This is a genomic window from Vibrio sp. 2130-1 (assembly GCF_033339515.1).
The window spans coordinates 411741-434230 of sequence record NZ_JAWOUT010000001.1 but is presented as its reverse complement, the minus strand read 5'-3'; the positions used below and the strand labels follow the sequence as shown (position 1 = coordinate 434230).

Sequence of the window (22490 nt, the reverse complement as noted above, 5' to 3'; positions counted from 1 at the left end):
TCTTACTTGTTAACTTTCGATTCATAGAATCATAGAACGACAACACCGAAATCATAAAAAGAGCGTGACCAACAGAGAAGATCACGAATCCAAACAAAACAACAATCAAGCCTATTTTCCCCTGTGTTTTGTCTGGTAATACCTTGCGTCACTTTGTGTTGCGCCATTGTGCCATAGCAATAATTTCTTTTGTTGGCGCTAGCTGGTGGCGGCCAAATGGGATTTTGTTTTGTCGCATTATCTCGATGACTTTAGGAACTAAGTGGATACTTAGCCCTACTACTCGGTAATGCTCAATCTGTGGAATTGCTCGGCCTAGCTCGAACGCTAGGTACTCAACTGCATCTCGCTCTGAGCAATGTCTATGGATAGAAAGGAGACGAATAGCTGCGTTAAATCCTATTGCCGCGATTTCATCTCTCGGTGAAATTTTGTTTTTGGTCATGTCAGTCATACCTTGCAACATTCATTGAACAAAAATAATTGTATCCGTTCGATGATTATGCAAACAAACCTAAATATTGGAATTTATGTTTTCAAAAATGTTGCGTTGCTTCGCGTCCTCTCGCACCAACTCTTCAAAGCTCCATATTCCGGTAAGCTCTCCAATCTGATCGAGCGCTTCTAGTGGCAATTTAGACCACGCATATTCCACCAGCTCTAAATCTGTACCAACCTTGTTGAAGAATAATTGCTTGCGACTACCTAGCGGATCGTGTCGTACTGGTTCGCCTTCTGGTATTGGGTTGCCGCCAGTTGCGCCTCGATGGTGAACGGGACAAAGGCCATAACCAAAAAAGTGAGCTAGTGGCTTAACCGCACCTTTCTCACTCGAATGATGAAACTCAACGTATTCCAACGGTTCAGGCCAATCATTCGGGTGACCAAGCTTATCGCAAGCTATACAACCACAACGTTGAATCACGGCCTGTCCATAGATCTGTTCTGCCTTTGTCGGTTTGCGACCTTTCATTGCTCTTCTCCTGTTTTCTAGGCACAAAAAAAGCGCTGCATTCACTGAATGCAACGCTCTAACTCAAAAGCGATACTCTAAAGCGTCACTGTTAACGCCTCGGCTTGTTCTTTTAGATCTTCAATCATGGCTCTTGGATAGGAACCAAGCTCCTGAATGTTGATAGGCAGTAACGTATCTGCGTCAACTCCTAAGTGATCGGCTATAGCGGCCATTATTTTCTTAGTTGAGTAAGGCTTCATTCTCTGGCTCAAAGCAACTTGCTGATAGCCAGCTTGCGCAAACACGCCTTTTTTGTAGTAGTGATAAGTGATCAGGTAGTAGGTTAATACTTGGTTCGGATTACTCATCTAATGCGTTCCCCTAAATAACTGCTAATGTCTCTTGGTATTTTTTGAATAGTTCTAACACTCGCCCTTTGGCCGCAAATCGCCCTAACTGTCCACCAGCAAACCATAATCCGGTATCTGATAGTGAGATAAGTTGAATTTCTTTCTTGAGCGCGGCTTTAAAGTCCTCAATGAGCACCATCTTAGTGAGAACGGGGAACGTCCCACTATTCACTGTGATTGGTCTAGTTGGAACGTCATAAGCTTCCACTAGCTCTTTAGCCTTTTGATTGGATAGCCCGTAGTGAATACCCAAACCGGAAACAATTGCATATCCAGCCGGAATAAAATTGCGCTCTAACTCGTCAATTCGTCGATGAGCGTCGTTGGCCGTTTCAATGGCCTGTTTGGTCTGCTTCTCCTGTTCAACTAGAGCCTTTGCTTGCTCAAGTAACCATTCCGCGCTTGTTCGCGGCTGTTCGGCCAATGAATAGGAGCCATGCTTTCGAATGTTTGGTAACACTTCGTGAGTGATCCAACGCTGAAACGGCTTACCCTTTGGCGCTTGGCTGGAAAGAATCAAGTCATACATACCAGCCTCGTTTATTACCGTAAGCCGTTGATTTAACTCTAACGTCGAGCAGCTCGACGTTGGAAATTCGGCCATTAATTGCTTTAGCGGCTTCTTATCTTGTTCTGAAACATACCGATTAACCGCATCACGAGCGTTCACAAGGCCAAGCATTGCGCCGACCTCGTTCCCGATAAACCAAGGATCGTTATCCATATCAATGATGACGGTCAGATCCCCAAAAATAGGTTTGTTGAATTTGGTTATGTTCATCAACGTAATTCCTTAAAACATGGTTCTTTTGGTCATACCCTGCTTACACACGAACACGCACTATTGGCTTAACTTCAGTCATGCAATGAATATCAATAGAGTCGCCTTGCGGCGGCTCATAACACACGACTTTGAAATCATTCGGATCTACTGGCTTTTTAGGTCTAATGAATTGGCTATATCTCTTCCCGTTAAGCTTGAAATCGTACTGATAAGGCAAGTCTCGTAATTTCATGCCTACCTCACCAATTTGAGTGATTTCAATCTCGCAACGATTACGCCAGCTAGAAAGTAAATCATCACCGTAAATTCGATGCCGAACTTAGCCAGCATGTAGATCGCTAGTGCGCCGTGTATCGCTACTAGAACGGTTTCACTAAAACGCATAACTCACCTAGAAACGAAAACGATGCTTGATTTGTTGAATGTTGTGGAACACTGGCAAGTGAAGCTTCTTTGCGTAAGCAACTTCAGCGAATGCGCCAACGCTAGTTTTCCAGTTCGGCAAGCAATAAATCGCGTCAACTTCACGAATCATTGCCATTGCTATATCCATGTACCCTTGTTCGCTTAATCCTTCTGGCAACATCAGTGTGTGAACGGGAACGTGACCGATGCACTGAATCTTTAGGGCTGCGCGTTTAAATTGCGCTTCGCTATCAGGCACATCGGTAACGCCACCAGCGATATAAATCTTCATCCCTTAATGCTCTCCATTTCGCGTCTAAGGGCGTTGATTTTTAGCTCAATACGCTCAATTTCTTCGGTACTGGATTCTTTAGTGATTTGATGTTGCAGCTCCGAAATCTCGCGTGGGATCTCTCCTACCCGCCATAGATAAAAATCAAGCTTTTCGATTTTCTTATGTCGGATTGCTTCTAGCTGGTCTTTGTCTACGAGCTGGTAGATCTGCGCTAGCATGATTTCAACGTCAGCAATTTCTTCCATCACTTCAGTGATCGAGCCTTTGCCTTGTCGAAAGTGGTGGTACAGGGCAACGGCCAATTCATTTAGCTCTGAAATGGCTTGTTCAACTTGGCGTCTGCGCCCCATTGTTAACAATACTTGGCAAGCTTTTTGGTCTGGTAATTTGGTCATTGATTGTTACCTTGCGTTTTGTTTCGAAAACAAATATATGATCTAAATTTACGTTTGTAAATTTAACAGGCCGAAAATTTAGATTCTTCTTTTGCGCGGTGAAGAGCCTCTAAAGCAACATCAAACGCTTCAATTTCCATTCGCCCGTATGAGTTACACGTATTGCCGATCATGCTAGCCATGCCAGCTAGTGTTTTTAAGTCCTGTTCTAAGTTCTCACTCAATACTTTGAAGTCTCTTTGCTTCGCTAGCTTGTGAAGGCGAGATACGCTCAAGAATGCGTTGCTGGTGGCTTCTAGGTAATTCACTAGCGCTTTAGCAAACTCCTGATCCATTGCTGGCACATCGTTGTTGATTGCGATTTCTTCAAAGCCGTACTCGTGCATTTTGGCGATCAAAATCTTCATTTGCTGCTTGATATCGTTCATCGTTTCAGGGCCCTTAATTGGTCAATTCGATCAGAAAACTCGTGTCGTTCTCCTGAACGTCGATACTCTTCTCGAACCTTGTCACTTACCGAAACTCGACTGTGTACTGGTAGCGCTTTTAGCTCATCCTCTGCAAGTCTCAAGCGGCCAGCTCGTTCTTTAGCGTCTGCATCCCGTAGATACTTGATGAAAAGTTCTAACTCTCCACCAGCTCTAGCTCGTTTCAAATCCCAATCACAATTTTGTGCTACCCATTTCTCGGCTCTCCCCATTGGCGCACGATTCAAAAATCGGTCATAGGCTTCGCGGTATTCCGCTTCGGTTCGCTGGTTAATCTGAGTCATCAACTCACCAAGCGATGGAGGGAAGCGGTTGCCGTTGGATAGTCGGTCAAAGCAGATCGCTAGTATCCGGTTAAGTTGCAAATCATTCAGGGTCGAAAGGAAGTTTCCCCATGCCGTAGTAATCACTGCGCCATTCATCGTTACCCATGTCTTGCCGTACATTTCCGTTAGCGTGTCCCATAGGGCTGTTAGCTTGGGATTCAATCCATTGGCGCTGTTGTTGTACTCGTGCAAATTTGATTGCTGGCGATTGGTTTGGGTAAATCCGCAACCATTCAGGGAAGATTGACTGATCGGCATTCTCGCCATAACCGATTCCATTGATTTCAAATTTCTGTCCATTGTCGATACCTCTTAGATTCGTGTCGTTAAGCAATTCATCTGTCCAGCGTTCGTACTTGATGTAACGTTCTGGATGTAAGCGATCAAAACCTTGTTGCTGCGCTGCATTGCGTCGCTTTACGTCTTCAGCGAGCATTCGTGCAAACTCGTAAGGCTCGGCCTTTAGGCGCTTGATAGCTCGCTTAAACTCATTGAATGCTTGAATCTTCCCAACCTTTCTCATTCCGGCAGTCCAGAAAATTGCAAACGCATCAGAAAGCAATTGGTCTGAATCGTCAGATTCGGACGAAGTATTTAGATCAGTATTTAGTTTAAGATCAGTATTTAGTAGTGTCGTATTAGCCGGATCTGGCTTTTCCGTAATACGGCTTTCACGGATTAGGCTTTTTGGATAGTCACTCACTTCATACCAAGTTGAACCGTCAGCCTCTTTGTGGCGAAGGCAAAAGCCACGCTCAATAAGCTCTTTTAGTATTACGTAAACACCATCACGCCCCGTTTTCTTCATGGTTCCGGTGGTTACTTTCTCTAAGTGGGACACTTTAACTTCCCAATCATCAGGTTTTGACAACAAGTAACTAAGCAATCCCATCGCTTGAAAACTCAAACAATGGTCTGCATAAACCTCGTTGCAAATCATGGTGAAGTTGCGACTTGCACGTTTACGCTTGATCGTTGCGTTCTTATTTGGTTGTGCCATATAATTACCTCGTCACAGCACTAACATTTGGTGCAAACTTAAAGACCGCCGCCTCACACGGCGGTTTTTTTTACTTAAAATTCACTATTTGTTCGAATGTCTTTGTAGATAGAACTTGCGCGTTCAGCCTGTTCTTCTTCGTTGTATTCGTCTTTAGGTTCAGTCAAACCACACTTTTCAACTAACGCTTGTCTGAGTGATTCAAGTTTCTCGACTGGCACTCCCAATGCGTTGCTGAGTTCATCGACATCTTTCCACCAGTTGAAACTTGTCGCGCTCAAAACGCAGTAAGCTCCTAACTCTTCAAGCGTCAAACCACGCTTAAAAATCATCGTTGGAACGACAGCCATGTTGTTTAGAACGAAAAAGCGATTTTCAGGAATGTTCATGGTTACCTCTCAATGTGCTTTGGTTGAGCGTGGCGACACTGAGCTATTAGCGCCACAAGTGGGTGGCTGATAGGAAATAGCTCCCACGCTCACCAAAACACACTTTTAGGTTATCTACTGTTGAGTGTCGTCAACATTCGATGAATGCAATCATTGATCGTAAACAACAAAGTTGTCAAATAAAAAATTTTCGACCAATAATCGACCAAAAAAAAGAATTGGTTTATACTTGGTGTGTGAATTTCACATACATATACAAGCGTAATATTTAAACATCAAACAGGGGGCATTATGTCTATGTCTGTGCTTGCTCGGAACATTGAGCAGAGGAAACGGGATTTAAACATAACCAAAAGCATCGACTTGGCAAAGAGATCTGGTGTAAGTCGAGCGGTGTTAACCAACATCAAATTGAATCCAGAAAAAAGTATCATGCTTGATTCGGCTATCAGGCTAGCAGATGCCCTCGATTGCCGTCTTGAGTGGTTAGCTACTGGTGAAGGTTCGCCAACGGCTGATGAATACAAAGAGCTTTCTCGCATTGAACTAGGTGCTCCCCTAGTATCATTAAACTCGTTCGTTGACGTTGACCCAGATGAGTTTTTAAAAACGGGCGTTTCAGAGCGCACTCAACGATTCCCTTGCCCTAGTGGAAACTCAAAGAGTCAATTCGTTGTAAAGGTGAATGACCAAATCAAAAACTATCCTGCTGGTGGTTACTTGTACTTTGACATTGATAAATCACCTGTGTCTGGTCAATTGGTTGTAGCAAACACTGGTAACAACGTGGAGATCATGGAATACCAATCCGCACACGGTAGGCAGTTTTTGAAATCCATGAATGAAGAGTTACCTCTTGAATTGCGTCTTGTAGAAATCACTGGTCAGAAATTAATTGGCACTTTCGCTGCGTATGCGATATTCTAATTTTTGGTGATAGATATCACTCACAATCAGCTTTTAAAAGGATTTCCCTCGCTATGCGAGGGTTTTTTTTGTCTAAAATCCCAAATCAATCAAAAGCGAAAACAATAATTTCATTTTTTACCGTTTTCGATCACTTCCAATATTTTCATCGTTAAGTTAATCTTTGCATCGTTCGGAAACAAACAGACAAAAATAAAACCGCCCATTTCTGAGCGGCTTTATTCACAAGGTATGACCAGACCATTTAATGGTATGACCGTGTTGAAGCGGCGACCAAACCGCTGCAACGCCGTCATAGTATCACAAAAGATAAGTGAGTAAACATGACTATTGACGAAGCAAAAATGACTGGCGAAGGAACTGCCAAAAAAGACCCTCAAATGGAACGTGTGACTAACTTCCCTGAGTTTATCGAGCGTGTAGAGGCTGGCTCGATTGCCAACGTTCTTGGTTTAGCCACATCCAACGTGGCGCTAGCCGTATCTAACTCCGGTAAAGCTGGCGAGATCATCTTAAAGCTAAAACTTTCACCAGCATCTAAAACCGACCCGTCGATTATGAATGTAACCACAGCGATCACGGTTAAAGAACCGAAAGTAAATTACGGCTCGAAAGTCGAAGACTTCAAATATGAAACCGTGGCGTTTGCTGGCTTCGGTGGCAAGTTGAGTTATGACCGCCCAGCCGTTGGCGTCCACAACCAGCTAGAAATTCCGGCTGGCATTAGCAAACTAAGCGTTGGTAAATACTAAGGAGTAAAGAAGAATGTCATTTACTAAAGAATCAATTCAAGAACTTGTAAATAAGGGTAGCGTTCCTGAGTTTATTAAAGCTATTGAAGCTAAAAATACGCTTTCCCAACTGATTCTAGTGCCTGACAACTGTTCCCTAAAAGATTTGGAACAGTACCAAGAACACCGCAATAACTTGCGTGGCGAGTTTAACACAATCTCGATCACTGAGTTTGCGAAGTATGCAAAAGACCACCAGCTAGAAGGCTCAAAGACTTTTATTGATGCTGATTCAATGAAAGCTAAAACAATCTTTGACGTTGGTACTAACGACAAAGCTGGTCATCAACTTCACAAGGCTTCAGTATCACTAAAACGCACTGCACCATTTAAAGCGCTGCTAAACATCGACGGCGAACGCATGGAACAACGCGATATGGCTGAGTTCTTGGAAGATTGGAAAGACTACATTTCTGCGTTTGACTCAAACGGCGAACAAATTGAAATGTTCAAAGCGATTGCGGCTGTTCGTGAACTTGATTTTGAACACACTCGCGGCTCAAACCGACAAGTTAGTGATTTCTCTCAATCACAAAGCGAATACGAACGTATTGCGACTAAAACTCGTGAAGATCTTGTGCTACCTGCGGCATTTGTATTCACTTGCGAACCATACTCTGGTTTAGGTGATTTCCGCTTTGAGTTGCGCCTATCAATAATTCGAAATGAGCTTTTAACCCTACGCATTAAACGCATGGAAGAGATTCAAGAGAAAATGGCTGAGAAGTTCCTTGAAGTCGTTAAAGAAGAGTTCGCAAACCAATCGGTAGCAATGCCGACTTACATCGGTACTTACTAATGAGTAATGGTTCCCTCACTCACGAGGGAACCAAATCAGATAAGTTGTATTCACAAGGTAGACCAATGACCAACCAAACCCAACCTGTAGACGTTGCTGTTAATCACCTTCTAAACATGGTTCAAAACCAACTTGGTAACGTCCTTTCTCTTGTTGAAACCCAAGCACAATTAGTTTCTGAATCTCTAAACTACGAAACCGATCAGTACAACGAACTAATTGATCGAATTGAAAAGGCTGAGTCTGAACGCGACACGCTTGAACTGAAAGTTATTGAGCTGACCAAAGAGAACGAAGCAATTGAACTAGACCACCTAGACAAGCTCAACAAACTACGCAGCGAATTTAACTTACTAAAAGCAAGAACGGCTGATCTTCCTGCACTAAGAGAAGAAGTTAAGCGTTACCGTGAAATGAATCCAGACGCTTTAAAGCAACGCCTAGCTAAATCACGCGCAACTGCTGACGAGCGCTTAAACACAATCAACCGTTTAAAGAAAGAATCAAGCGACTACCGCAAAGAAAATATTCGCTTGAAAAAAGAAGTTACTCAACTAAGCGAAGCGGCATTAGAAGCAACGCACCTATGCGAAGAGTACAAAGCTCGATTGCATTTCATTGATGGTGACGTAGAAAAGCCATACGTTGGCAAAGACGGTTTAGAGCTATTTATCTACCGTTATGGCTACCCTCTTGCGTTCAAGCCATTGGTTAAAAATCTAAGCGTAATTCGTGACTTAAACTTCCATATTGAATTGCGTTCAAATTGGGCTGTTTGTTGTGTGGTAAGTGTTTCTGACTGGCTTATCCCATTAATCCCAACAGTTCACGAGTTTGAAGGCCGTATTCCTACAGAGCTATATACAGACCTTCAAGAAATTTACACAAACGCTGCTGAAGTTAGCCACCAGCATCTAATTGCGCGTGTGGAGCACTTTAAAGAAGTAACACTTGAATCTGTTTACGACGGTGTAATCACCGAACGAGAATTAAAGCTTCTGAACGATGCAAATTATTTCTCTGTTTACAGCGTAATGCACCCAACCGATGAACAACTAGCAAAATCAGTTAAGGGCATTAGCGAAGCAAGTGCGTCAAAAATCCGATCAGCAATTGACGAAAAGATCGTTCAACCTTGGGAACGCGAGAACTGGACGAAAGAACAAGTAAACGAGGTTCGTCGCAAGTGAAATACGATGTGATTTATGCCGATCCGCCTTGGCAATTCAGCTCAAAAAGAACTGGCGGTTCAATGAAAAGCGGCGCTTCACAAAAGTATCCAACAATGACGATAGACGACTTAAAGAAAATGCCAGTTGGTGAACTGGCATCTGATAACTGTTATTTGATCATGTGGTACGTGAACGCCATGCCTAAAGAGGCGTGTGAGCTTGCTGAAGCGTGGGGATTTACCGTTAAAAACATCAATGGATTGGTTTGGGGAAAAGAGACTGTTAACGGCTTACCTTTCTTTGGTCTTGGTTACCACACAAGAGCTGGAACAGAATCGGCACTAATCGCGGTTAAAGGTAAACCAAAACCAGCAAGTCGCTCCGTTCGCTCGTTCTTTACGGCACCCGTTGGCGAACATAGTGCCAAGCCACAAGAAGGCCGCGACAAAGTAGAAAAAATCGCAGGACGGTTCGCTAGAAAGCTTGAGCTTTTCCATCGAGGCGAACCAAGAAATGGTTGGGATGTATTCGGCAACCAATCGGCACCAAGTTTAATTTTAGATGAGGTTGGATTCAGAAAACCATACTTAGCGGAAATTCAGCTTCAATATGAGGAATTAGAAAAGTGGAAGAAAAACTAATTAGTATTGAACAATTGCTTGTTAGATATCGCCCTTTTGCAATGCGAGATGGTGAAAACTTCACAAAGCGCGGCTTATACAACTGGCGTAAAACAAAAGGCTTCCCTGAACCTGTTATATCTTCACCAAGACTCATTTGGAAAACTGAAGATGTGCTCAAATGGGAAAGTGATCAGGGTTACGACTTTTTGTAGGATATTGACTGATAGGCAGCATTCAAACCCAAATGCTGCCTTGGGCTTAATATATAACCATAAAATCAAGCATATAATTGATTATTATCCGCCCTTCCCATACCCTATGTTGCAAACTGTTTTGGTTGAATTACTAGGGTATGACGTCATGGACGATAAAGAGATTATAAATTGTATAAGACAAAAAAATCATGCGGAGCTTGCATTTTTAGAAGACCCAAGCTTGGTTTATGACAATGAATACCATCTTGGATATCGCTACTTCCTTTTAGAATCTAAACTAGAAGATACTAGCGAAGCACTAGACGAAATAATTTCAACCTTTAAAAGTGAATCTAATGCATTTGAATACCTTGGCCGTACCGCTGCAAAAATATTTAGTCATTTTGGAGAAGAGCATATCGCATCTTCATTTTTTAGACATTCTATAAATTTAGATAAAGATAATGAGAAAGCTTGGTGGGGACTTTACTCTAAAAATAGAGATGTCAATGCATTTCTAGAATCATTGAAAATTGACCATAAAAGCTATAATCTAAAGAACATAGAAAACAAACTAAATGATAATTATTTTTCATATTTTGAACATATTAATTACTCTCGTAAAGATTGGGAATTCATAGTTAATTTGATAGATAACTTAGGTATCAAGCTAGAAGAGAATGTTATCGATAAGTTGATTTTGGCTCATTACTACTTAGAAGAGTTTGAAAAAGGAGTGGAGATAATAAAATCACAGGATAAAGTACATGCAAATACTATATCCTTATATTTAAAATCTGGATGGATCGATATAGATACAGCATTGTCTAAGGTTTATATCTTTCAAATAGATAAAATTCTTGGTGATGATCATAAAAGGATTTACCAAGAGTATATAAAAGAATCAAAAAAAGGAAAGGAAAACCCTACTAAGCAAGTACTTATAGATAAGGCATTTAAAGCAAAAGCATACTCAGATGTAATCGCTCATTACAATAAAAATGATGACAATGACTCTTTGTTCTCTTTTGATATAAAACCCAAATTACATTATTTGTATTCATTGCTAATGCTAGACATTAATATAGATGATAATGTTTATAATCATATTTTAAAATACCAAGATCATAGAGACCATGAAGAAAAGGCACTACACGCAGCATTAGAACTATTAATAAATATAAAAAGCTTAGAAAAATCATTAGAAAATAAAGAATACATAGAATATCCAATATATGTAATATCAACATATAGAAAAGCAGAAAAAATGCTGGATGATTCTAATTTATTAAACCATCACTTATATGATGAGCTATATAATAATTTACATAAACTAGCTGCAAAATGGGATAAGTTATTTTTTGAAAATAAGTTAAATTCTATTTTAACTAATGAGTCAGAAGAAATTTTATATGATAAGTTTATTGAGCTATGCAATCTAGAAATTCGTAATGAAGATTATGACTCTGTGATAGAAAAGGTAAATAGTTATCATATTGACAATCCACCCAATCGGACAACTCTATATATTCTTGGCGTTTGCTTTGAGCGAAAAAAAATGTATGAAGATGCATGTAACCAATACAAGCTCGCAGTTCAGGAAATGGAAAAGCATAAAGAACTTAATCACATTATATTGGGTGATTACTTGGCATGCTTAAAATTATCAGGAACTAAAATTTCATCCGAAAGACATATTGAATTAAGAGATAAATTCAACATATCTTTGGTAGAGACACTGGAATGGAAGACTCCAAGGCATAGAAATACATTGTATAAATATTATCCATTTAACCTTAACACTTTAGATTCATTAATAAATGGTTACTTTTATCTACCTTGTAAATCTAAGTTAAATGACCCAATTGAAATGCCAGAAATAGATGGAATTGGAGACAAGGATTTAATAGACTCAAATTACAAAATTTGTTCATTCTCTAAAAATAAGAATTCAATGTTAATGTGGTCTCACTATACACAGAACCATTCAGGAATAATGGTAGAATATCAGTTTGGAGGAGAGCTACCTAGAGGGATTGGTATCGATTCCGTGAAATATACTGACTCAAGCAAAAGAAACAAAGAAAAAAACAAATATATTTTCAATCAGTTCCTATTAACAAAAAACAATGAATGGTCTTACGAGGAAGAAGTAAGGTTACTATCTTACGAAAAAGAAAAAGTTTATTACGAAAACTATGAAAGACCATTCATAGATCGAAACAAAATAAATGCACAGATTATAAGCATAACGTTAGGTTGCAAATTCCCAGAATCAAAGATGAACTTAATCGTTAATTTAGTGAAAAATATGAACGAAAAGCGTAAAGACCATGAACCCTTAGTAAAAATTAGAAAAGCTAAGATTTCTGACAACAGTATCTTTGGTTTAGAGTACGTAGACATAGCCAGTTAAGCGCCAAGACGTTGCTTCTTGGCGCATTTGAAGCGGTTTAATGACTTTCTTTGTAGCCAATAACGGCGTCATGATAAATTTTCATGGCGTCTAGTTGCTGACTCAAATACTGACCTTTATTGTAGGTTTTCATTTCACCAGCCATTTCATGGCCTAACATCTTTTCAGCGATATAAGGCTCAATTTTCAAATCTCCGAAGTGAGTTGCTAGCGTGTGTCTAAATACGTGTGGCGACCAGCTTGGCAACGCTAATGCCGCTTGCAGCGGTCTAAAACGACTTTGAAAGCCTTGCACTCCTAACTCCCTACCCCTGTTCGAGATTATCAAGTTCTCAGAGCTTGGATGAAGGTTGTATAAAAACTCAAAGTAACCAAACAAGAAATCTGGAATTGGACGAACAATTAAACGTCCGTTCTTGCTGTTTTCTGGTGGCACTTTCCAAGTTCTACCTTTCAGGTCGATGTTAACTTTCTTGGCCGTTCTCAGTTCTCCGCTACGCGCTCCGGTAAACATGAGAATCAAACAAGCTGCCGCAAACTCAAGAGGATATTCACCAGAACGGCAATAGTCGTAAATCTGCTTGAGTTCTTTGAATGATAAAACCCTATCCCTTGGCTTCGACGGTGCGCCAACAAAACGGCTTTGAATATTGATCAGTTTGTTCTCTTCAATAATGTCTACAGCCATTAGGTATTTGGCACACTGCTTTAATTCTGTCAGCAAGCGAACTGGAACAGTTTTACCTTCAATAGTCTTAATCACGTTGATCCAATCAACGGTTTTCATCTGCTCCCATTCATTAGAGCCAATCTTGCGAATTATGTGTGTATATAGCGCGTTGATAATTAGCTTTGGATATTTGCGTCTTGGGATCAATTCTTCATTAATCCAAAACTCAATACACTCTTGAACGGTTGAGATTTTCTTTTTGGCTTTGTTGTTTCGCGGATCTAAACCTTGCTCAAGCATCTTTTTAGCTTCTCGGTGAATATCCCTAGCCTCTTTTAAAGAAACTTGAGGATAAGTGCCGATTGTTAAGATTGCTTGTTTCCCCTGCCAGCGGAAGCGATAGCAAAAGCTAATTTTTCCGCTCTTATAGAAGCGCGCAAGTAGGCCGCCGCCGTCGGCTAAATCTTGGTGTGGTTTGTCTGTTGGAAAGTTATTTTTGGACTTTAAAGCCCGTTCGGTGATGGTCATAGTCTACCCTGTCATATACACAATATATACACACATTACGTTTCTTCAGACATTTTTCCCATGTCACACGAGGAAACACCATGAAGCTCGCAAGCCCCGTATTTATTGGCCTTACATGATAAACGATGTAGATTTTGGAAGCTATTAGAAAGCCGATGAAACTAAAACATATTCCCTTTGTATAATTCTGTTTTCATCTTGATTCTCAGGCTTTAAAAAGACAGGCAATACTAAGGAATTCGCTGCCAAGAGACAAGCGTTACCCCATACAAGCGTAGCAAAAACTTCCGCTGGTTCCCGGCCTCTTTGCTATCACTCACACCAAAGCGCCGTATTTCTGTCACGCGCCAAACATTTGATTACACAGCACTCACATCACAATTACATATCCCCAACATGTGTGGGGTCACAATCATTCATTTCGTTGTTCGCAGTGCGCATTTGTGCACATTAATATTGTGCAGTTCGTTCCAATTACACTTATAAATTTATGCGCTCAACTATCACTTTTAAGCTCTTACTGGCGTTAATTGCTGTCTTCAGCTGCGTTCTAGCTGCCTCTACGGCTTACCAATACCATCAACAAAAAACCTTAATCAATGATGTTCTTAGTGAACAACTCCATGATAAGGCTAGTAATTATTTCGATAGCCTAAATATGATGATGCTTACGGGCACCATGTCGCAAAAAGAAACCTTACGTCAAAAAGCCCTGGCCCAAGAAGGCATTGAAGCAGTTCGCGTGTTGCGAGCTGATACTGTGACCAAACTTTACGGACCTGGGCAACAAAACCAGCAGCCTGTCGATGATATTGATCAACGAGCGTTGAATGGTGAACTGGTGATTGAACCAATCTCAGCCGATTGGGGCAAAGGGTTAGTAGTCGCACTACCAATGAAATCGAGCGAAAATTACCGTGGCACCAACTGCGTTTCTTGCCACGTTGCACCAGCAGGAGAAGTGTTGGGCGCGATTCGCTTGGAATACAACATGAATCATGTCAATTCAATGATCAGTAAACAGGCAATGTTTGCGATGGGAATAATGGCCGTAATCGCATTTGTGGGCTTCATCATAACGATGAGTTTGATTCAGAAAATCATTGTACGACCAATTCAAAGAACGTCGAAATTCATGTCGAATGTGAGCCATAGCAAAGATCTATCTCAACGACTTATGCATCACCAACAGGATGAAGTGGGCCAACTTTCTACTGCAATCAATTCATTCATGGATACGGTCTCCGAAAGCTTAGAACGTGTGCAAGACACCTCTCACTCACTTGCCGACTCCGCGAGTAAACTAACTGCTGTCGCGCAGTCCACAGATAAAGCGGCCAATAACCAACAGCTAGAGACCAACGAAGTACAAAGTAATATCACCGATATGTTGCAGCAACAAACTGCGGTTGAGGACTCGACTAACAACGCTACTGTTTTGGTCAATCACACCGTTGATGTCGCCACTCATAGTGCAAGTCAAGCACACAACGTCAGTGAAGACATCAAACAACTAGTAAGTAACATTGATACTGTACGGGAAAAAATCAGCTCTCTAAATCAAAGAACCGAAGAAGTGTCGTCCATTCTTGTGGTTATTAAGGGTATTGCAGAACAAACCAATCTGCTCGCGTTGAATGCTGCTATTGAAGCCGCCCGAGCCGGAGAGCAAGGGCGCGGTTTTGCGGTCGTCGCGGAAGAAGTGCGTAACCTGGCTTCTAGGACGGCTGAAGCCACTGGTAATATTGAACATATCATTTCTCAATTCCAGCAAGGAAGTGAAGAGTCATTAACTTCTGTTGATACCGTCTGCCAGTTTGCTCATCAACGCTCTGTCGATGTCGAGGCACTATCAGCCACAATGCATAACGTTGTTGACGAAATGCGCCAAGTGCTCAGACATGCAGAAGATATCCAAAACCAGACGCAAACCACATCTGATGTAAGTCAGCATATTCAATCTAAAATAGATGTGATCACACTGCATGCTAACGACACATCGCAATCAGCATCGCACACGCGTGATATTAGTGTTGATTTAGAGCATCTATCCGAACGTTTAGAGCAATTACTAAACCAATTCACACTTTCAGAGCACAAAAGAGTGAATAAATAGAGAGATTCTCCCCATCAAAACGAATATAAAGGTTGATGCGAGCGAATTGACAGGTAATATGTCTCGTTGAATCTGTAAAATGCTACCCAACTCAGCGCTTAGCTTGTTTTTTGAACAAAAATGTTATTAGACAAGTACTTTAAGTAAGCGTTGAGTTGAATTTTTACCTCAATGGAGAATATTGAAAACATGACTTACGCGCCTGTATCAGACGTATTGAAAGGTCAGCTAGCAGTAGACAGCGAAGTGACTGTTCGTGGCTGGATCCGTTCACGTCGTGATTCCAAAGCTGGAATCTCTTTCCTTGCCATATATGACGGCTCTTGTTTCGACCCGATTCAGGCCGTGGTCCCAAATAATCTTAATAATTACGAAGACGAAGTATTAAAGCTAACGACTGGCTGCTCTGTTGAAGTAACTGGTAAGATTGTTGAATCTCCTGCAAAGGGTCAAGACTTCGAACTTGCTGCCACTGACGTTAAAGTGGTTGGTTGGGTTGAAGATGCTGAAACTTACCCAATGGCAAAAACTCGTCACTCAATCGAGTACCTACGTGAAGTTGCGCACCTACGTCCGCGCACAAACGTAATCGGTGCAGTAGCACGTGTACGTAACTGCCTATCTCAAGCAATCCACCGCTTCTACCACGAGCAAGGTTACTTCTGGGTATCTGCGCCGTTGATCACGGCTTCAGATGCTGAAGGCGCTGGTGAAATGTTCCGCGTATCTACGCTAGACATGGAAAACCTTCCTCGCACTGACGCTGGTAAAGTGGACTACAACGAAGACTTCTTCGGTAAAGAGACGTTCCTAACCGTATCTGGTCAGCTAAACGCAGAAGCTTACGCTTGTGCGCTAAGCAAAGTTTACACTTTCGGCCCTACTTTCCGTGCTGAAAACTCAAACACAAGCCGCCACCTAGCAGAATTCTGGATGGTTGAGCCTGAAGTTGCGTTCGCAGAACTGGATGATGTAGCGAAACTGGCTGAAGACATGCTCAAGTACGTGTTTAAAGCAGTGCTTGCAGAGTGTCGCGATGACCTTGAGTTCTTCGCTCAACGCATCGACAAAGAAGCAATCACTCGTCTAGAGCAGTTCGTTTCTTCTGACTTCGCGCAAGTTGACTACACTGACGCAATCCAGATCCTTCTTGATTCAGGTCGTGAGTTCGAATTCCCAGTTGAATGGGGTATCGATATGTCTTCTGAGCACGAGCGTTTCCTTGCTGAAGAACACTTCAAAGCACCTGTAATCGTTAAGAACTACCCGAAAGACATTAAAGCATTCTACATGCGTGCTAACGATGACGGTAAAACAGTTGCAGCGATGGACGTTCTAGCACCGGGCATCGGCGAAATCATCGGTGGTTCTCAGCGTGAAGAGCGCCTAGACATTCTAGATGCACGTATGCGTGAAGTGGGTATCGATCCTGAACATATGAGCTGGTACCGCGACCTACGTAAATACGGTACAGTGCCACACGCAGGCTTCGGTCTAGGCTTTGAGCGCCTAGTATCTTACGTCACTGGTATGGGCAACGTTCGTGACGTGATCCCATTCCCACGTACTCCTCGCTCTGCGAACTTCTAATCACTTTTTAGTGATATCGAATTAAAAAGACCTCCCATGTGGAGGTCTTTTATTTTGTACGAATGATTTTCTAGCAACCGATGTATGCACTCTAGTTGTTATTTTCGTCGTCATCCTCATCTGCTCGCGCTGCGTATTTTACTCCAACCACACACAAGCCAAACATCACAAATGGGATAACGGCAGCAGTGTATTCCGTCCAAACCATATGAGAAAAAGATTTCGCCAATATCAAGTGTGCAAACACCAACAAAAATGCGCTAAAAATAGCAACACCCATCAACCTAAGTTCATGCTTTACCAACTGCTTTTTCATTACGGCTCCTAACCTAAATGGTTGTCTGCCCATGATTGAAACACAGCTTCGGTATCGTCCACTGATACAGTTTGAGCAAAAAACAGGTAAACAGTTGGCTAATGAAGTAATTCTCCGACCGTCTTCACGGCTTGTCCTAATTCATCATTTACAGGTAACGATGTATTAAGCCTCAGGTAGTTCTCATAATTTGGAGCGACAGAAAACAACTGACCAAATGCTACAGTGATGTTCGCTTCCAATAACTTTTGATAAATCGCTTTTCCGCACTTTGTTTTCGGCAGTTCTATCCAAAGAAAATAGCCGCCTTCCGGTTGCGTGTAACGAATCGATTGGGGAAAGTACTTATCAACCAGTTCAATAAACGCCAATTGCCGCTGCTCAAGATTCTTTCGCAGTTTTCTAAGATGGCTATCATAACTATCGTTTTGCAAGTAATGCGCGATACCCTGCTGGATTGGTGCACTGCCTGACAACGTCGAGATAAGTTGCAGCTTTTGAAGTTGCTCATTGAAGCGTTTGTTTACCACCCAGCCCAGCCTATAGCCAGGGCAAAGGCTTTTTGAAAATGATCCACAATGCAACACGCGCTCTTGTGTATCAAAAGCTTTAAGTGAGCTTGGCTTTTTTTCAGAAAAATAAAGCTCTGAATACACATCATCTTCGATCAAGTACACATCGTATTTATCAGCCAGTTCGACGATACGTTGCTTCTGCCCGTCACTTAATAAGGTTCCTGTTGGATTGTGAAAGTTAGTCATTAACCAACATGCGCGAACATCATTGTCGGCAAAAGTCGCTTCAATTTGATCCACTGAATGTCCAGTTAACGGATCCACCGTTATTTCTATCGCCTTTAGACCTAAACGTTCAATCGCTTGAAGTGCGCCATAAAACGTCGGTGATTCAACTACAACAGTATCTCCAGGCTGGGTCACGGCCTGAAGGCTTAAATTCAACGCTTCTAATGCGCCAGAAGTAACGACAATATCATCATGGGTAAACACCATACCTTGTTGGATGTACCGTTGAGCAATCAAACGGCGTAGAGACTCACAGCCCGGCGGCAAGTTATCCAATAACGTCTCTGCCCCCATCTTCCTGCCTGAGCTGGCTAGGTTGCGGTTTAGCGCTTCTAATGGGAACAATGCTGGGTCTGGAAACGCGGAGCCAAACTTCACCGCATTCGATGAGGCCTGATTTTTGAGGTAGTCGTAAAGTTCATCGTTGATGCTGGAGCGATAAACGGAAGTGGCTGGAGAACTCGGTTCGAAGCGGTCCAACTCCGCAGTCACAAAGTATCCAGACTGAGGTTTCGCTGCGACCCAACCTTGTGCTTCGAGCAGCTGATAAGCTTGTAATACCGTACCTGCGCTGACAGAATGGTTTCGGCTTGTTACACGCACTGATGGCAGCTTTTCCCCTGCTCTCCAAGTATTTTGCTGAATCTGCGTTTTGAACAGCTCAGCCAGTTGACGGTATCGGTTCATGTTTCCCTCATTTCACTTACAGCCGCACCATAGCATACTTCGCGCCAGCATTCTGATATGGGAGTATTCAATTTAGCAACGTAATTTATCAAGCTTATAATAGATATTTCAGCCACGAAGTGAGCGTTTATATCCCATACTTTGACCGTTACACACATATTGCCTCACATCTTTGCAATACCTAAAAGCCAAGGTTTTACGTTGGACTGAGTGCGTTAAACTCACTTCGAACTACGGTCTTTAAATCAGGAGGAAGCAATGAAAGTTTTTACAATGGACGATCTCTCGTATCGCGGAAAACATAAAGGTGTACATAGTTGGGACCATCCTGACAGTACCACCCCTTATTATTGGCATCCTGATTGGCTGCATATCGCTGAAGATGCTTTGGGTGAGCACAAAAAGGCTGACCTTGAAGTCCCTGATGGAGAAACAGCTACAGAAGAGCATGCAAAAGCGGCGATTCTCAAACACTTGAATGACTAGTAGTTTAGGCTCTATCACCGTTCAAGAATAGCATTAGGTAGGCGAATCCATCGTCGTATGCTTTAAACACAAATAAAGCTAAAACCTGCCAAATAGTAAACTCTTCTGAATGAGAAGTACGCATCTTCTATCGCGTTCAAAGGGCAAAATAAGTCGATTGTTATCACATTAATTTTCATTACATCTGTTACATTTAAATAGTAATGGTGATGCACACCTCAACTCATGGATTATGAGAGAAAACAATAATGGCGAAATACAACGAAGAAGATATTAAATACAAAGGTGAATCCAACGGCGTACATTCTTGGAGCTCTCCTTCCGGCCAACCTTATTACTGGCATCCAGATTGGTTACACGTTGCAGAAGATGCGACGGGTACGCATCCGAAGCAAAAACTTGAAGTTGAAAAGACAGAAGTACCAACCGAAAAGCACGCATTAAAAGCGATCTTAAAGCATATGAACGACTGGGCGACTGAAAAACTTTCTTCTAACCCTGACATCGAAACCAATGCGGTTGAGTCGGAAATCAATCTGAAGAAATAACTCCAACCGATATCCATACTTCTAACAGTAAACGCTCCACCTTTGGTGGGGCGTTTTTGTCTCAACAAATCCTCACTAGACAATTATAAACGCGTTAACGCAAAGCACTGAATTGAAACGATTGGGATGTGTGCAAAACTTCTCCAACCATGGCATAAATGCCCTTCAAACTCTGTGCCTACCAAACGTTTTCATGGCAAAAACTTTAGTTATGTTAGAATTCTGTTTCAAATCGCAACTTTTTTAGGTTTTCTTTTCAGTAACGGTTGTAACCAATATTGCTGAAAGGTATAAATGTTAGCACACCCCTTCGATTAACATGGATGAAGATTATGTTTGAAAAAGTAGTTGCCGCTCCGGCTGACCCTATTCTTGGCCTTACTGAAGAGTTTAAAAAAGATGCTCGCGCAGACAAAATTAACCTTGGCGTAGGTATTTACAAAAACGAGCAAGGCGAAACTCCCGTTCTTGCGACAGTAAAGAAAGCTGAAGCAGCACTTGTTGAAACTGAAAAAACCAAATCTTACCTAACCATCGAAGGCACTGCAGAGTACGGCATTGCAGTGCAAAAACTGCTTTTCGGCTCTGATGCAGAAATTGTAAACGAAAAACGCGCTAAAACAGCGCAAGCTCCGGGTGGTACTGGTGCACTACGTGTTGCCGGCGAGTTCATTAAACGTCAACTAGGCGATGTAAAGATCTGGATCAGCAACCCAACATGGGCGAACCACAACGGCGTATTTACTGCTGCTGGTATCGAAACGGCACAATACAGCTACTACAATGCTGAAACAAAAGACAAAGACTTTGATGCGATGCTAAATGATCTGCAATCTGCATCTGAAGGCGACATCGTGCTTCTACACGGCTGCTGTCACAACCCTACAGGGATCGATCCTACGGCTGAAGAGTGGGAAACATTGGCGAAACTTATCGCAGAGAAGAAATTGCTTCCTCTGTTCGACTTCGCCTACCAAGGCTTTGCTAAAGGTGTGGAAGAAGATGCTGCAGGTCTTCGTACTTTTGCTAAATACAACAAAGAAATCCTAGTCGCGAGCTCTTTCTCGAAAAACTTTGGCCTATACAATGAACGCGTAGGTGCCTTCACGTTAGTAGCTGAGTCAGAAGAAGTCGCAACAACCGCATTTTCTCAAGTTAAAGCCATTATTCGCTCTATCTACTCTAACCCACCTGCACACGGCAGCGCTGTCGTGACTCACATTCTTGGCAACGCCGAAATGCGTGCGGAATGGGAAGCTGAAGTAGCAGAAATGCGTGACCGTATTCAAGAAATGCGTGAACTGTTTGTAGCGACACTAAAAGCAGAGGGTGTGGACGCAGACTTTAGTTTCATCGAACGTCAAAATGGTATGTTCTCTTTCTCTGGTCTTTCTAAAGAGCAAGTTAACCGCCTTAAAGAAGAGTTCGGTATTTACATTGTCGGTTCTGGCCGAATCAGTGTTGCTGGTATGACGAAGTCAAATATGGGCCCTCTATGTAAAGGCATTGCAGCGGTTTTATAATCGACTGTCGCATACTTTATTAAAAGGAAAGGTCAGCATAAGCTGACCTTTTTTGTTTTAACTTAACGCCAAAAACGAACCCGTCCGATCTAGTAGACAAACTTCAAACTCAGCCCTACTTCATTGACGTAATCTGAGCTTTCACCGCTGTAATCAGTATCTCTAAACTGATAAAAAAGACCAGTGCCGATGACTTTATGCCATTGGTAGTTAAAACCGATCTTAAAATTGTTCTCATCAACGATATCACTACGGTTCAACTCCACTTCAGCTGTCGCAATAAGCTTTTCACTGAGCAAGTAATTCACCCCAACAGTTACAGCTTGAATCAATTCGCTATCGGAAGACAACGTATTATCCGTTTTGTCGTCCGTCGCTTTCGCTTTGATTGCGCCTATTCCATATAGCCCGTAGATATCGAATTGCTCTGTAACTCCATAACGGTAACCACCACCAAACAAAAGGCGGTCAATGCGAAGAGTAAAATCATCCGGATGGAAAAACTGCGCTGAGTAATCAACATTAAACAACCAGTTCTCAGTAAACAAATAGTTACCACCGAGTCCAACTGTGGTCGCATTAGAGTTATCTAACCATTCTTCGTTTGTCGTTCCGGCACCAACATCCAAATGAATGTGTTCGTACCCAAATTTTTCTGCTTGGTCCATGACCGCTGCGCTTGATATCGCCGGCAAAGCAGCTAAAGAAACAAGCAATAAATTTCTCACCATTCGACTTCCTTTCATGAGAATTATCTAAACACTGTATTCCATCGCCTGAGCTACTTGGCTCAAGAAGAATAGCTTAATCTAAAGACGTGATAACGATCTGAAACAGCCAAAGATCTAATCAGT

Annotated in this window: 28 protein-coding genes; 12 read left to right on the top strand and 16 right to left on the bottom strand. The window is 42.1% G+C overall.

Annotated elements, in window-relative coordinates:
- Positions 1-148: 148 nt before the first annotated feature.
- From R7Q09_RS02060 to R7Q09_RS02005, 12 genes are all read right to left on the bottom strand, one after another.
- Complete coding sequence (locus R7Q09_RS02060; RefSeq protein WP_140073647.1) at positions 149-445, bottom strand: hypothetical protein; 297 nt, start codon at positions 443-445, stop codon at positions 149-151.
- 69 nt (positions 446-514) lie between these two features.
- Positions 515-973, bottom strand: coding sequence for a Ref family recombination enhancement nuclease (locus R7Q09_RS02055; protein WP_020840922.1), 459 nt, complete (start codon positions 971-973; stop codon positions 515-517).
- A gap of 77 nt (positions 974-1050) precedes the next feature.
- A complete protein-coding gene (locus tag R7Q09_RS02050) occupies positions 1051-1323 on the bottom strand; it encodes a hypothetical protein (protein ID WP_020840923.1) in 273 nt (90 codons plus the stop codon).
- 13 nt (positions 1324-1336) lie between these two features.
- A complete protein-coding gene (locus R7Q09_RS02045) occupies positions 1337-2146 on the bottom strand; it encodes a Bro-N domain-containing protein (protein ID WP_140073648.1) in 810 nt (269 codons plus the stop codon).
- 43 nt (positions 2147-2189) lie between these two features.
- Positions 2190-2381: a hypothetical protein gene (locus R7Q09_RS02040; protein ID WP_020840925.1), complete on the bottom strand. Its 192-nt coding sequence runs from the start codon at positions 2379-2381 to the stop codon at positions 2190-2192.
- A 2-nt stretch (positions 2382-2383) separates the two neighbouring features.
- Positions 2384-2533, bottom strand: a complete 150-nt coding sequence (locus R7Q09_RS02035; protein WP_021454738.1) for a hypothetical protein — start codon at positions 2531-2533, stop codon at positions 2384-2386.
- Positions 2534-2540: 7 nt separating this feature from the next.
- Positions 2541-2846, bottom strand: coding sequence for a DUF4406 domain-containing protein (locus tag R7Q09_RS02030; protein ID WP_020840927.1), 306 nt, complete (start codon positions 2844-2846; stop codon positions 2541-2543).
- Positions 2843-3244 carry a hypothetical protein gene (locus R7Q09_RS02025; protein WP_021453894.1) on the bottom strand — a complete coding sequence of 134 codons (402 nt, stop codon included), beginning with the start codon at positions 3242-3244 and terminating at the stop codon, positions 2843-2845. The genes R7Q09_RS02030 and R7Q09_RS02025 overlap by 4 nt, the downstream gene beginning before the upstream one ends.
- A gap of 62 nt (positions 3245-3306) precedes the next feature.
- Entirely contained in the window at positions 3307-3672 is a 366-nt protein-coding gene (locus R7Q09_RS02020) for a hypothetical protein (protein WP_021454725.1), read from the bottom strand.
- Positions 3669-4154, bottom strand: a complete 486-nt coding sequence (locus tag R7Q09_RS02015; protein WP_318071340.1) for a hypothetical protein — start codon at positions 4152-4154, stop codon at positions 3669-3671. Before R7Q09_RS02015 ends, R7Q09_RS02020 begins: the two co-directional genes overlap by 4 nt.
- Positions 4099-5058 carry a hypothetical protein gene (locus tag R7Q09_RS02010; RefSeq protein ID WP_021453565.1) on the bottom strand — a complete coding sequence of 320 codons (960 nt, stop codon included), beginning with the start codon at positions 5056-5058 and terminating at the stop codon, positions 4099-4101. Before R7Q09_RS02010 ends, R7Q09_RS02015 begins: the two co-directional genes overlap by 56 nt.
- A 74-nt stretch (positions 5059-5132) precedes the next feature.
- Positions 5133-5447, bottom strand: a complete 315-nt coding sequence (locus tag R7Q09_RS02005) for a hypothetical protein (protein WP_020840932.1) — start codon at positions 5445-5447, stop codon at positions 5133-5135.
- A 291-nt stretch (positions 5448-5738) separates the two neighbouring features.
- Here R7Q09_RS02005 and R7Q09_RS02000 point away from each other — a divergent pair, with 291 nt between their 5' ends.
- The 7 genes from R7Q09_RS02000 (at position 5739) to R7Q09_RS01970 (ending at position 12369) form a co-directional block, all read left to right on the top strand.
- Positions 5739-6374 (top strand): helix-turn-helix domain-containing protein, encoded by a 636-nt coding sequence (locus R7Q09_RS02000; protein WP_025510299.1) that lies wholly within the window; start codon positions 5739-5741, stop codon positions 6372-6374.
- 323 nt (positions 6375-6697) lie between these two features.
- Positions 6698-7126: a hypothetical protein gene (locus R7Q09_RS01995; RefSeq protein ID WP_020840934.1), complete on the top strand. Its 429-nt coding sequence runs from the start codon at positions 6698-6700 to the stop codon at positions 7124-7126.
- Between the two features lie 13 nt (positions 7127-7139).
- Positions 7140-7964: a DUF2303 family protein gene (locus R7Q09_RS01990; RefSeq protein WP_021454124.1), complete on the top strand. Its 825-nt coding sequence runs from the start codon at positions 7140-7142 to the stop codon at positions 7962-7964.
- A 65-nt stretch (positions 7965-8029) separates the two neighbouring features.
- Positions 8030-9154, top strand: a complete 1125-nt coding sequence (locus R7Q09_RS01985; protein WP_318071035.1) for a hypothetical protein — start codon at positions 8030-8032, stop codon at positions 9152-9154.
- A complete protein-coding gene (locus R7Q09_RS01980; RefSeq protein WP_206972383.1) occupies positions 9151-9777 on the top strand; it encodes an MT-A70 family methyltransferase in 627 nt (208 codons plus the stop codon). The genes R7Q09_RS01985 and R7Q09_RS01980 overlap by 4 nt, the downstream gene beginning before the upstream one ends.
- Positions 9762-9971 (top strand): hypothetical protein, encoded by a 210-nt coding sequence (locus tag R7Q09_RS01975; protein WP_020840938.1) that lies wholly within the window; start codon positions 9762-9764, stop codon positions 9969-9971. The genes R7Q09_RS01980 and R7Q09_RS01975 overlap by 16 nt, the downstream gene beginning before the upstream one ends.
- Before the next feature lie 148 nt (positions 9972-10119).
- Entirely contained in the window at positions 10120-12369 is a 2250-nt protein-coding gene (locus tag R7Q09_RS01970) for a DUF2971 domain-containing protein (protein ID WP_318071036.1), read from the top strand.
- 37 nt (positions 12370-12406) lie between these two features.
- On the opposite strand, the gene R7Q09_RS01965 is transcribed toward R7Q09_RS01970, so the two are convergent.
- Positions 12407-13567, bottom strand: a complete 1161-nt coding sequence (locus tag R7Q09_RS01965; RefSeq protein WP_318071037.1) for a site-specific integrase — start codon at positions 13565-13567, stop codon at positions 12407-12409.
- 490 nt (positions 13568-14057) lie between these two features.
- On the opposite strand from R7Q09_RS01965, the gene R7Q09_RS01960 reads away from it, so the two are divergent.
- A complete protein-coding gene (locus tag R7Q09_RS01960) occupies positions 14058-15683 on the top strand; it encodes a methyl-accepting chemotaxis protein (RefSeq protein ID WP_025767294.1) in 1626 nt (541 codons plus the stop codon).
- Between the two features lie 189 nt (positions 15684-15872).
- The gene (asnS, locus tag R7Q09_RS01955) at positions 15873-17273 is read left to right on the top strand and encodes an asparagine--tRNA ligase (RefSeq protein WP_017636101.1); all 1401 of its coding nucleotides are present in this window, start codon (positions 15873-15875) and stop codon (positions 17271-17273) included.
- A 91-nt stretch (positions 17274-17364) separates the two neighbouring features.
- Here asnS and R7Q09_RS01950 read toward each other — a convergent pair whose 3' ends face one another.
- Both R7Q09_RS01950 and R7Q09_RS01945 read right to left on the bottom strand, forming a co-directional pair.
- Positions 17365-17589, bottom strand: a complete 225-nt coding sequence (locus tag R7Q09_RS01950; RefSeq protein ID WP_017636102.1) for a hypothetical protein — start codon at positions 17587-17589, stop codon at positions 17365-17367.
- A 98-nt stretch (positions 17590-17687) separates the two neighbouring features.
- A complete protein-coding gene (locus R7Q09_RS01945) occupies positions 17688-19079 on the bottom strand; it encodes a PLP-dependent aminotransferase family protein (RefSeq protein ID WP_318071038.1) in 1392 nt (463 codons plus the stop codon).
- Positions 19080-19337: 258 nt separating this feature from the next.
- On the opposite strand from R7Q09_RS01945, the gene R7Q09_RS01940 reads away from it, so the two are divergent.
- The 3 genes from R7Q09_RS01940 to R7Q09_RS01930 all read left to right on the top strand — a co-directional run bounded on the left by R7Q09_RS01940 (position 19338) and on the right by R7Q09_RS01930 (position 21636).
- Positions 19338-19565 carry a hypothetical protein gene (locus R7Q09_RS01940; protein WP_318071039.1) on the top strand — a complete coding sequence of 76 codons (228 nt, stop codon included), beginning with the start codon at positions 19338-19340 and terminating at the stop codon, positions 19563-19565.
- A gap of 248 nt (positions 19566-19813) precedes the next feature.
- Complete coding sequence (locus R7Q09_RS01935) at positions 19814-20113, top strand: hypothetical protein (protein WP_005376885.1); 300 nt, start codon at positions 19814-19816, stop codon at positions 20111-20113.
- A 332-nt stretch (positions 20114-20445) separates the two neighbouring features.
- Positions 20446-21636 (top strand): amino acid aminotransferase, encoded by a 1191-nt coding sequence (locus R7Q09_RS01930; protein ID WP_042522780.1) that lies wholly within the window; start codon positions 20446-20448, stop codon positions 21634-21636.
- A gap of 89 nt (positions 21637-21725) precedes the next feature.
- On the opposite strand, the gene R7Q09_RS01925 is transcribed toward R7Q09_RS01930, so the two are convergent.
- Positions 21726-22367, bottom strand: coding sequence for an outer membrane beta-barrel protein (locus tag R7Q09_RS01925; RefSeq protein ID WP_253657375.1), 642 nt, complete (start codon positions 22365-22367; stop codon positions 21726-21728).
- Positions 22368-22490: the final 123 nt, after the last annotated feature.